The 11,808-nt window shown below is 41.2% G+C and carries 7 protein-coding genes; 6 read left to right on the top strand and 1 reads right to left on the bottom strand.

Going from position 1 to position 11,808, the window contains the following annotated elements:
* Positions 1–275 precede the first annotated feature (275 nt).
* The 4 genes from IJT21_11460 (at position 276) to flgL (ending at position 7,972) form a co-directional block, all read left to right on the top strand.
* Positions 276–563 carry a flagellar biosynthesis anti-sigma factor FlgM gene (locus IJT21_11460; GenBank protein MBQ7578868.1) on the top strand — a complete coding sequence of 96 codons (288 nt, stop codon included), beginning with the start codon at positions 276–278 and terminating at the stop codon, positions 561–563.
* 2 nt (positions 564–565) lie between these two features.
* On the top strand, positions 566–1,045 hold the full coding sequence (flgN, locus tag IJT21_11455; protein ID MBQ7578867.1) for a flagellar export chaperone FlgN: 480 nt from the start codon (positions 566–568) through the stop codon (positions 1,043–1,045).
* 26 nt (positions 1,046–1,071) lie between these two features.
* On the top strand, positions 1,072–4,167 hold the full coding sequence (gene flgK / locus IJT21_11450) for a flagellar hook-associated protein FlgK (GenBank protein MBQ7578866.1): 3,096 nt from the start codon (positions 1,072–1,074) through the stop codon (positions 4,165–4,167).
* Positions 4,168–4,324: 157 nt separating this feature from the next.
* Complete coding sequence (flgL, locus tag IJT21_11445; protein MBQ7578865.1) at positions 4,325–7,972, top strand: flagellar hook-associated protein FlgL; 3,648 nt, start codon at positions 4,325–4,327, stop codon at positions 7,970–7,972.
* 46 nt (positions 7,973–8,018) lie between these two features.
* On the opposite strand, the gene IJT21_11440 is transcribed toward flgL, so the two are convergent.
* Positions 8,019–9,221 carry a GGDEF domain-containing protein gene (locus tag IJT21_11440; protein ID MBQ7578864.1) on the bottom strand — a complete coding sequence of 401 codons (1,203 nt, stop codon included), beginning with the start codon at positions 9,219–9,221 and terminating at the stop codon, positions 8,019–8,021.
* A 232-nt stretch (positions 9,222–9,453) separates the two neighbouring features.
* Here IJT21_11440 and IJT21_11435 point away from each other — a divergent pair, with 232 nt between their 5' ends.
* Together IJT21_11435 and IJT21_11430 are read left to right on the top strand one after the other, a co-directional pair.
* Positions 9,454–9,789: a hypothetical protein gene (locus IJT21_11435; GenBank protein MBQ7578863.1), complete on the top strand. Its 336-nt coding sequence runs from the start codon at positions 9,454–9,456 to the stop codon at positions 9,787–9,789.
* Positions 9,770–11,770 carry a V-type ATP synthase subunit I gene (locus IJT21_11430; protein MBQ7578862.1) on the top strand — a complete coding sequence of 667 codons (2,001 nt, stop codon included), beginning with the start codon at positions 9,770–9,772 and terminating at the stop codon, positions 11,768–11,770. Before IJT21_11435 ends, IJT21_11430 begins: the two co-directional genes overlap by 20 nt.
* The last annotated feature ends 38 nt before the right edge of the window (positions 11,771–11,808 follow it).

Below are 11,808 nucleotides of genomic sequence, written 5' to 3'. Positions count from 1 at the left end.
TTTCCGGAGCAAGCAATAACTCAGCAAAAAAATTTCTTGTGTAAATATAATAGTGAGCAGAAATATTTTACTTTTTCAGGAGTCAGGCACTTACACAGCAAAAATTTTATTGTGATAAATATAATTTTTACTTTTCCCGGAAGTAAGCAATAACCCAGTAAAAAAATTTCTTGTGTAAATAAATAAATTTTCGTTAAAGATAACAGCGCAGAATACCGAGAATTAACACAAAATCAGAGTTACAAAAATTTTTATCAGTGAGAGGAGTGAACACGATGATAGGCAAAATTTCAGGGCAATATAACATTGACGCTCTGAATAACAGGAAAGCAAAACGCAATGTATCTTACAACGGCAATTTTTCGGCAGAGTCTGACAATGCAAATATAAGCTCATTCGGCTCACTGCTTGCAAAGGTAAACGCTGAAATGAAAAATATTCCCGAAGTACGTGATGACGTCGTGGCAGACTTTAAGGGGCGAATCGAGTCAGGGACATATAATCCCCCGTTAGATAAAGTTGCCAATGCCTTAATAATTGCGGGAATGCTTGATATTGAGTAATCATGCGTGCCGAAGTTGAGAATTTAATTAATGCTGTTCTTGATGAGGCAGATTCTATAGATGACCTTGTTGACGCTATTAGAGAACAGCGCGAGGCAATGAGAGCAGGCGACAAAGAGTCAATTAATTCTCTCATGGACGAAATTAGAGATTTATTCTTTGACTCTCAGACTCGTGAAAATCTACGCAATGATTTAGCAAAGAAACTCGCCGCAAAATTTTCATGTGAGCCAAAAGCAAGTTCTCTCGCGTCAAAAATGGAAAACGACGAACGCGCAAAATTTGACGGGGCTGCAAACAGATTAACACAGTCCGTCTTTGTATTAAAATCTGAAATGATCATACTTGAAGGCCTTATAGATCAGAACGAGAAATATACGGCAATGCTGCTCTCTGAATATCGCAGAATCTCAGCCGGCTCGCCGGGTTTTCCGTTAGGGGGAGACGTTGCACAAGCTGGTTCGGCTGATTTCACGGGCTAATTATTTATTTAGGGGGAAGTATAAAAATGGGTAGCACATTCGGAGGCTTAGAACTCGGCAGAAATGCTTTAAACGCTTTCAGACTGGGAATGCAAACTGTCGGGCATAATATTTCAAACATGGGCACAGAGGGATATTCTCGTCAGCGCGTAAATTTAGGGTCAGCCGTACCTATGGATTTGCCGAATATAGGCCAAGTCGGTCAGGGCGTAAATGTCGAGAGCATACAGAGAATCCGCGATCAATTTCTTGATTTCCAGTTCAGAGACAATCAAGCATTATTAGGTTACTGGGAGAAAATCAATGATTTATACGACAATATACAAAGCTATATAGCTGAGCCGAATTCTACGGGGATTCGTTCGGCAATGGATAATTTTTTCACCGAATTGCAGACCGTCCAGCAATCTCCTGAAGATACTTCAGCAAGAAGAAGTCTTGTTGAGGCGGCTCGTTCAATAGGTGATATGCTTTCTGCTTTGGACGCAAATTTTGACACTTATAATAATTCCATAAATCTTGAGATTCAGGAAACTGTAACGGAAGCAAACGGCATGTTATACGATATTGCCGCGTTGAATCATGAAATCTACAAGGCCGAAGCTATGAATCAGAACGCTAATGATTTGCGGGATCAGCGCGATTTATTACTTGATAAGCTCTCTAAAATGATCGATATTTCTTATAATGAGCCGTTAGAATCAAACGGAGTCCCCGGTGAATTCTTTGTTACTCTTAACGGTAAAGCTATAGTGCAGGGCGATAATGTTCGAGAGTTAAAGGCTCATGCTTTCATGTGGGACAATAAAGTTTATTATGATGTCCAAGTCGCGCAGAATGAATTTGACATTGTAGAGAATCCGGCAGTTGCTGACATTTTAGCGGCTGGCCCTGAAGGTAATTATCAATTAGCAGTTGACAGGCTCGCGAACGGTGTAGAATGGACGACGGGCGGCGGCGATGCTCACTGCTTAGAGACTCGTGCGGCTATTACTTCAAGTTTTGAGGACGGCATAATATTAAGTTATGATAACTCCGCTGATATTCCCTATAAATTATCATTTAGAAGTCTTGACGATGACGAGACACCCCACGTTTTGACTATTAAAATCGACAAGGACTCAGGCGGGTGGAAATTGCGCGCAAAAATTGACAATACGCCCGAAACAAGCACGGACTCCGATGGAAATGTTACAGTTATTTATGAGACTGTATCAGGAGATTTAGATATTCAGACTCTGGCAGATTTCATAAATAATAAAGCAAATTCTAACACACTAGGAATCCCCGTAAATCTTGAAGTTACAGCGGACACAACAAATAACACTCTTGAATTCCGCACGACTTCAACAAATGAAGAGTCCCCGCTTGAAATCACTGATTATACAGGAATGTTAGGAGCTTTAACCGAACAGAAAGCAGAATTAACCGGCGTAAACATGAGAAGCAGGCCACTAGATCCTGATGATGCGTTAAATATTTCGGGTTCGTTTAGGATTCAGGTCGGGACTCAGGGGACTCGCGTAACGTCAAAAATTTTTAATGATAATCAGGGACTCGGTCTCGAAAAGGGCGAAATTTTACCAGAAGGCACAGCGGGCGAAAAATATACTTTCAGAATCGGCGTATCTGATGATCAAGTTGATATTTCCGTAAATTGGAATAATTCAACAGGAAAATGGGTTCTTAGCAGCGACTTAGGCAACACTACAACGGCGGGCGAAACTTTAACAGTTCAGGACATGAATCAATTTATAGCTGACACCATCACGAAATCAAAGAATTCAGGCGGCGGCGATTCAATTGCTAGACTCAATGTTGTAGCAGGCCCGGCATCAGGAACTAAGACTCAATTTTATATTGAATCACGAGATAATTATTTGCTGTCAATTTCCGATATAACCGGCGATCTAGCTTCACGAATGGGACTCGCAAATGACAATCCCATTATTACAATTGACGTAGAAAGCACGGACTCACTCACGACTATACGCAATAAAATTAATGAAAAGTATCAGGCAGAATTTGGACTCACTCAGCCGGAACAATGGGTTCACGCGTCAATTAATCAAGCATCCGACCAGTCATATTATTTGACAATTTCCGCCGATGTTGCAGGAGAAGCACAGAGAATTACTCTAATGGGATCAGAAGACGGAAATATGCAGGTTTTGCGCAGGCTGGGACTCACTCGAAACGAACAGATTACTCTTGATAATATTCTTGATGACAACGGCGACCCTGTTACGAGTTATCGAGAAGTCGCGTATATTCCCAATGACGGCATAGCAATGGATGCTTCTTTCTCATTGAGCGGAGTGCGTTATTTATCAAGTGATAACATGTTTAACAAAGCCCGCAGGATTCCCGCAGCAGGTAAGACGGCCGATTACAGCGCGTCATTATTAACAGAAGTAAACGAGGGAATGTGGTTCAATCTCAAGAATACCGGAGTAACTGGCATAACAGTAAGACATCATGTGCGGGGCGGTTCAGTTAAGGGACTTGAGGAATTGCGCGACGGTTTTGTCCCGAATTTGAAAGATTCACTTGACGAGATAGCATACAACCTCGCAAAAAATATGAATGCTTATCAATATTCAGGCTACGGGATTTCTTCAGATATTAATATGACCGGAGTAGCTTTCTTTAACAGTCTTGCAACTAAGGCCGGAGCAGCAAATAATTTAACTGTTACTGATTTAATAGAGGCTAACCCTTCACTGATAGGCGCGGCAATGGGCAAGAAGGACGGGAACGGACTCGCAATGAGCGGAACAAGCGGGGGATCAGGAGACGGGACTAATGCGTCAAGAATGGTGAATCTTAACTGGGCTAAAGTAGTAGCAGACGGAACTATGACTATTGCCGGAGTTTATGACTCAATGCTCTCTGAAATCGGGGCGGACGCTTCACACGCAAAATTAATGTATACTACTCAAGCTACAGTGAGCGATCAAATTGATTCACAGCGTCAATCAGTCAGCGGCGTTAATATCGACGAAGAATTAATGGATATGATAATTCTAAATCGTGCGTTCGGGGCGATGTCGCGATATGTTACTGCAATGGACGAAATGCTGAATACTATAATTAACGGATTCGGACTCGTCGGCAGATAAAAATTTGCGTTAAAATCTGCGGGCGATTGATTGAATAATTTATATTTATTGACCGATAAATAATATAAACCCGTTGAAATTTGGCAGCTCTTCCGGAAGGATACGGGAGGGCGTTTATTTTATAGATATAGAGATTCAAAAAAGGAGAAAATAAAAAATGTATGGCCGGTTAACTACAGCGACAATGTACGGGAGTTTGCTAGATTCTTTACAGGCGAGTCAAAGAGGTCTGCAGGAATTACAAAAGCAAATTGCTACAGGAAATAAATATACAAAACTTTCGGATAATGCGGCGGCGATTTCGCGTTCACTCTCGATTCAGTCGGCATTGAGTGCTAATGATCAATATCAGGAAAATACAAGCAATGCTATAACACTTTTACGGCATTCACACAGCGCAATGAATAATATTTTAGACGCTGCCCAGGCTATTCGTGATCTCATTGTTGAGGCAGGGGACGCAGCACTTGACTCGAGTCAATTACGCGATATTTCTGACCAGATCGAGGCCAATAAAAAAATTATGCTCGATAATCTTAATACAAAAGTTGCCGGGCAATATATTTTCGGGGGCACTGACACGACGACTCAACCTTTTGTAGAATTAGCAGACGGGAGCATTGAATATCGCGGATCAGACGAACGAATTAAATACGCCCTTAGTGATAGCTTGCTCGGTGATGTGAGTTTTGCCGGAAATAATTTAATGCCCACTAATGAGAATACTTATTTTATCTGCTCGCATTATGTTCCCATTGATTGGCAGTGGACAGGCCGCGAAGAGAAAGTACAAATCACTGTAGGAAACCGCACACTCTCTGTATTTATTCCTGAAGACTGGCAGGACTATGACAGCAACAAGACTAATTCAGGCAATGTAAATTTTTCTGATGATAACGGTTATAGAGACCCGAACGAGGTTACAGGAATCAGCCTTGACGATTTAGCTACGATTATAAATAATTCGCTCGAACAGCAGGGAGCCGATATGCTTGTACATGCTTCAATTGAGAAGGACTACGAGAACGGAATCCAGCAAATGATTTTACGCAGCAACACAGGCGAGAAAATCGGCATAACAGGGTGGCCTGATACTGATTATATGCCTATGGAGGCGACAATAACGAGTCTTGATTTAGACGGAGTCGACTGGCAAAGCGGTTCAGGCAGCATTAACGGACTCATGGGCAATACAAATATTGTAGGCTGGCACGGCACGGACGACTCGGGAACTCTCACAATTTCAGTTGACGGCAATGATTACGATTTTGATTTAACGGGTATAACTACTTCAACGGCATTAATTGACAAAATCAACGAGACAATTTCAGGCGAGGCCGACGGGACTCCATTTGCCGCAATGACATCGGGGAATCTTTCAGGCCGGTTAATTATGCAGTCGACTAAGGGAGAAATCACCGTAACAGGAACAGGAAACGCAATTAATGAATTATTCGGAATCTCTGAAGACTCAATCACAAGTACTTCAAGCTCATTGACTATAATATTAGGCGATGACCCGGCTACAACTTCAAAAATTTTTATCAATGAAGGCGACTCATTAGAAGACGTTGCAGATAAAATTAATGCTATTTCCGGAGTATATTCGCGGGCTTCTGCTGATGGTAATAGATTAGTTGTTACTGCTCAGAGAACGGGGCAGTTACCTGAAGACAGACTCGCAATAAATGAGGCCTTAGAAGCTCTTAATTATCCCTCGCTTTCTATAATAGGCGACGGCGGAGCTTTAAACATGTTCGAATTCACGTCAAATAATTCAATAAAAGCTACTTATCAGACAAGAATAATAGATCACAGCCATATGGATGTATTTGATTATTTAGGCATGGAGACGGCAATGAAGAGTCGCGAGTTTGACCCGTTGAACGAAAATTTTACGGTGAAAGACGGCGAACAGTTACACTGGAAAGTTATGAGCGGCGGGAAGTCAGTAGAAATAAAATTAAATCCCGGTGATTACAGCCTTGATTACATAGCAGATAGACTCAAGAATGCCGGGGCGGGATGGCTTGAAGTTACAGTCAGTGAAGATAAAGACGATGACTGGGGACGCAGCACGGCCGACTCTGAAGCAGCAACAAAGAGACTCGTTATTCGCGGCTATAACGGTGAGCAAGTTATATTTTTAGATATGAACTCATATAATTACGCTGATAAATTAGGACTCTCGACTGCACTAAGAACTGACGGCTACACTGACTCAAGCGCAGGGACTGGCACAAAATGCGTAAACTTTCCTTCTGCTCCCTGTGTTGATGATAATATAGGCGTTCAAATGCGAGTCCAAATGAACTGCGGCATGACTTATGACGTAAATATCAAGAAAAACGCAGTAATTGACCCTGAAACAGGCTTTATTGATAGAAATAAAGTAATGAAGGCAATAGTTGACGGCGTAAATTCTCAAGCTGGCGAGCAAATTATGGGATATAATGCTCACGTTGACAGCACAGGCTCGGAACTTGAAGACTCTTCAGCGATTTATTTTCTTTCAGGTGAAGCCTTCACAGTTGTAGATCTGCCCTTCACTGATCCTGAATGGAATGATTATTCAGGCGGTATAGCTGCACAAATGGGAATTCACGGCGGAGTAACTTCAAATTTAAAGCAGACTCTTGTTCCCATGAAAGATAACGCAGCTTTTGAAGATGCCTACTCAGACGCAGGCGAAAATTTTAGAGACGGCACAATCAGACTCGAAAATCTCGGCCACTCCGTAGAAATTGACATCAGCGCAACTGACACAGTAAAAGACATCATGGACAGGATAAGGACTCAGGCGGGCGATTGGCTTTACGTGAATTATTATGACGAACATATGGGACAAGACGCGACAAGAAACACCGGCGATTATCCGTTAATTTCGATCTCATCAGTTGACGGCTCAGCAGTAAATATTATTGACGTAAAAGGCCATATTGCACAGGACGCACTCGGAATTTCTACCAGCATTCAAGGCAGACTCAATCCCGACGGCGATAATGACGGCATAATGGACTCTAGTTTTGAATGGGATATTGAAAATCAGAACTTCCCGGCGAATTCATTAACTATCAAAGTGGCGGGGTATTCTCACACTTTAGATTTAACGACTTTGCGCGATGTTACGGACGACAGCGTAATTAAGGCCGATGATGTTGCAGAATTCATTAATGCGAGAATGCAGGATTATGACGTAAGAGCCGAGATTAACGAAGATAATGAGCTTGTTTTATGGTCTCAGCGCGGTTATAGTCTTGAGATAAAATTTTCTGATGAGAACGGCAGCGACATAACAAATGATTTCTTAGGTGATGAAGAATTATTCAGGACTTATTACAGAGGCGGCTATAATCTTGAGGGCAAATCTTACGGGACTGACTCGCGGGGGATTGACTCGAGCAGCCTTTACGACTCCGGCATTCACACACAAAACGCAACAATCAGGAGCGGCGCAAATACTGCAAAACAAAACGGGTTCGGAGTAATCAATGATATTATTTCAGCTGTAAATTCAGGCAACAGGGACGCAATCACTGAAAAAATGATCCCTAAAATCGATAATATAATAAATAATATTTTAACTGTGATGTCATCAAACGGGGCATTGCAGGCAAGATATAATTATAATAATGATAGACTCATAAGCGAGAATGCAATCATGACGGAAAATTATGATAATCTCGTGAAAGTTGACCCGGCCGACGCAATTTCGCAGTTAATGGTAGCTGATTATATGTATCAGGCGAATTTAGCAATAATTTCACGTTTGATTCAGCCGTCATTACTTGATTTCTTGAGCTAAAAAATTTTATTATTCCCCTTGCTTGTATGAGTGAGGGGGAATTTATTTACTTCTTGACTCCCGGCCAAGCTGCATTAAATCGTCTTTGTTCCCTTGCCTCATTTAGTGAACGCACCGACTCATTAATTAATCCTGAAATTGTCTCACTCCTGCTGTAATTCTCATATTTTGCAAAGCCTATATTTACCCGCAGGAAAAATTTTAATTTATTCTTGGCCGCCTCATTGCTGATATAATTTCTCACTCTTTCTGTGAAAATCTCAATCTCGTTATTATTTATATTTGCGCTTATCATGAACTCATCGCCGTAATATCTCGCTATATAGCATGTATACTCGTGTTCGCTGAAATTTTTTAGTGCCTGAGCAGTGATAATTAGTGCCCTGTCGCCCTCAAGTCTTCCAAATTTGCCGTTAATCGCGCTTAAGTCTTCTATATCAATCGCAAATAAATGCAAATTTTCTCGTTCGCCCGTCATGAATTTATGAGTCAAATCCCGTATAAAACCGTTTCGATTTGAAATTTTTGTCAGTGGATCTATAGAAATCAAGCCGTCTACATAACTAATATATACAAGCATATCAGCTATAATCATAGCAAAGCACAAGAAGGGCACGCGGGGACTCAATAATTGAACAGGGCCGCAGATTAAGAATAAATCCGGATAAATTGCCGCAATGTCATATTTATTATTGATTCGTCCGCGAGAAAATACGAGAATCAACGCCGCCGCAGGATATAATAAATCAAGAATTAACATCACAGGAAATAACGCGCCTTCTTTCATGACAGGGCCGGAAATATCAAGATATAATCCCGTGAAGGGAGTCAATAAAAGCATTATGACATTAAACGCAACTGGCAAGCATGAAATAATTTTATTTTTCAGCGAGTCAAACATTTTCGAGTCCTGATATAATTCACTGTAAATGAATACAAGCCAGCTTATAAGGCCGAATAAAACAAAATTTATGAAAGCTGCTATATATTGCATGAAGGGGGAATTATTTATTATGTTCACGTCAGCGAGGACTCTAAAAATTTTAGCGAGGCAGTAAAGAAATTGCACAAATATAATTCTCGACCAAATTATGCGGACTTCTTTCTGATCTGAAAAATTTTGCTGCCTGAAAAATAATATTCCCAGTATTAACGCGCAAAATATATGTGCCTCAATGTTAAAGAAAGCATATCCCGACGAGTTAAAAGCCTCTGAAGTGTCCTGAATTAAACGCGATAAATTTTCCATGTAATAAATATAGTCCTCATTTGTTATAGAATTAACGATATTATAATTATAATAAATTTTTTGCCGTAAATATTATTGCACAAACAAACTTTTTAGCGAGTCTTGACTCTCATAATATAAAAGCTAAGTGCTTTAACTGTTGAATGAGCTTAAATTTTTTGTATAATAGCTTGCGTAATAATTCCATGACAAAATTTTATATATACACGCGACGGGAGGTGAACATTACAAAATGGCGGATAACCCTACAATAGCCGAGATTAAGGCCGCAGAGACTCAAGCAGCTGAGTCCGTTCAGAAAGCAAGAGAAGACGCAGCCAAGAAACTCAATCGGGCAACTGCAGACGCAGAAAACTCTTTGAAGGAAGCACGGCAAAACGCAGCACGACAATTCAGAGACAAAATCCGCAGAGCAGAAGAGGCCGCAGAAACTAAGGCAGCAGCTACACTCACAAAACGTGAGGCAGACGCAAAATCTTTCTATAATAAGCACAAAGATAAAATCCCTGCAGCTGCTTCATTCATAACGGAAGAGGTGATGAAGAAATATGGGAGTAGCCAGGCTTAAGAAAGCAGAACTGTATTATCACAAATCCGTTCATGAACAGATTGCGGCGATTCTTCAGGGCTTGGGAGCATGTCAAATTATCAGCACAGTTGAAGAAAGTATTAAACCTGCTGATATTGAGGCTTTAATCTCTCAGACTGATGAAAAACTTGCGGATGTTCGTTATTTGACTCGGACTCTTTCGCCTTTGTATGTTGACCCAGTTCCGGCACTTGATAGAATGCTGGGCGAACGAGACGAAGTTACTATGTCAGAACTTGAGCAGCTCGCAGCAAAAACGGATTTGAAGGCGATTAGCGAGTCTATTCGCTCAATTGAACAGGAAATCGGAGAAGTAAGAACTAAACTGTCTGAAGCACGATCTAATTCGTTATTATTATCAGGCTTGAAATTTTTTGCTTATCCCCTTTCAGTCGTAACAGAAGGCACCCGCACCCTTACAGCTTTAATCGGAACTATTAAGGCCGAGAATTTAAGCGGGCTAAAAGCGGCACTCGGTGATTTCTCCAAATTTGCGCAGGACAGTGAATTAATAGTAGCTCCCTATAACGAGAAGGACAAATCACAGGATATTTGCGCCGCTGTTATTTATTCGCGCAGTGTTGACTCGGAAATTCGGGAAGTTTGCGCGAAAAACGGATTAACAATTATTGATGTCCCTGCAGCTTTAACGGGAACTCCTGAAGAAGAGCATGAAAAATATTCAGCTTTGATAACTGAACTTGAAAGCAAAGAAAGTGAATTATCAGCCAAGTTAAAAGCATGTTCACAAGAATATATGCCGGCGATTCAGAAATTATCTGATTATTATAATAGTCTTTCAGCGCGTTATGACGGCATGGCCAAGAGTGAAGAGACGGAGTCAACAATGCTGACAAAATTTTGGATTCCAGTAGATAAGACTCAAGAATTGAGCGAAAAAATTAACGCAGTCAGCACAGATCTTGAATTAGTCTTGAATGACCCCGCACCCGATGAAGAGCCGCCGAGCCTGTTAAATAACAGCAACATGGTCAAGCCCTTCAATGTGTTAACTGAGCTATATTCTTCACCGACATATAGGGGCATAGATCCCACGCCTTTACTCGCGCCTTTCTTCTGGATATTTTTCGGGATGTGTTTAGGTGATGCGGGATATGCGCTTGTTTTATTCGGGACAATTATGTACGTCTTGAAAAAGTATAAAAAAATGTCAGGCGGCATAAAGGAATTTATAAGATTATTCTTGTTTTGCTCGGTCTCGACGTTTATTTACGGCGTGATTTCAGGCTCATTCTTTGGAGATTTTATTGACGCGTTCCTGCCTCCTTTAGTGCCTGTTAAGAATTCTTTAATGCTCGTTGACCCGATGAAGAATCCCATGCAGGTTTTAGGAATTTCGCTATTAATCGGCGTGATTCATTTAATGTTTGGATTATTGATCGCGGCATATGACAGAATGAGGCACGGAGAATTTATTGACGCAATCGGGCATGATATATCATGGTTCTTGTTTATAGTCGGCTTATGCTTACTGGGTGTAACAATGGGCGGAATGCTCCCGGCACATTTCCAGCAAATAGGCGCGGCAATGGCAGGACTCGGAGCGGTAATAATTTTCTTGTATGCAGGCAAGGGCGAGCGCAATATTTTCAAGCGTATAACTTCCGGATTATTGGCTTTATACGGCGCAACGTCATATTTAGGCGATATTTTGAGTTACAGCAGATTATTAGCATTAGGCTTCGGCTCGGCAGTAATCGGAGTAGTAATTAATTTGCTGGGCGGGCTTGCTTCAGATATTCCATATGTCGGCTGGCTCGTAGCAGTAGTAGTTGTAATAGGCGGGCATATTTTCAGCATAGCAATTAACTTGCTGGGAAGCTTTGTGCACCCGTTAAGACTTCAATACGTCGAATTTTTCGGCAAATTTTATTCGGGCGGCGGAGAACCGTTCACACCGTTGACGCTGTCGCAGGAATATGTAACTGTGAAGGCGTAAATATTTAAATTTTTACTCGAAAGGAAAGTGTTTATCAT

The organism is Synergistaceae bacterium (assembly GCA_017443945.1).
Classification (GTDB): Bacteria; Synergistota; Synergistia; order Synergistales; family Aminobacteriaceae; genus JAFUXM01.
Note: the sequence above shows the minus strand (reverse complement) of the source record. Positions and strands in the feature narration are given on the sequence as shown.

What these genes read in the sequence shown, in the direction of transcription:
- IJT21_11460 (MBQ7578868.1), top strand. Translation starts at nt 276, where the DNA reads ATGATAGGCAAAATTTCAGGGCAATATAACATTGACGCTCTGAATAAC.
- flgN (MBQ7578867.1), top strand. Translation starts at nt 566, where the DNA reads ATGCGTGCCGAAGTTGAGAATTTAATTAATGCTGTTCTTGATGAGGCA.
- flgK (MBQ7578866.1), top strand. Translation starts at nt 1,072, where the DNA reads ATGGGTAGCACATTCGGAGGCTTAGAACTCGGCAGAAATGCTTTAAAC.
- flgL (MBQ7578865.1), top strand. Translation starts at nt 4,325, where the DNA reads ATGTATGGCCGGTTAACTACAGCGACAATGTACGGGAGTTTGCTAGAT.
- IJT21_11440 (MBQ7578864.1), bottom strand. Translation starts at nt 9,221, where the DNA reads ATGGAAAATTTATCGCGTTTAATTCAGGACACTTCAGAGGCTTTTAAC.
- IJT21_11435 (MBQ7578863.1), top strand. Translation starts at nt 9,454, where the DNA reads ATGGCGGATAACCCTACAATAGCCGAGATTAAGGCCGCAGAGACTCAA.
- IJT21_11430 (MBQ7578862.1), top strand. Translation starts at nt 9,770, where the DNA reads ATGGGAGTAGCCAGGCTTAAGAAAGCAGAACTGTATTATCACAAATCC.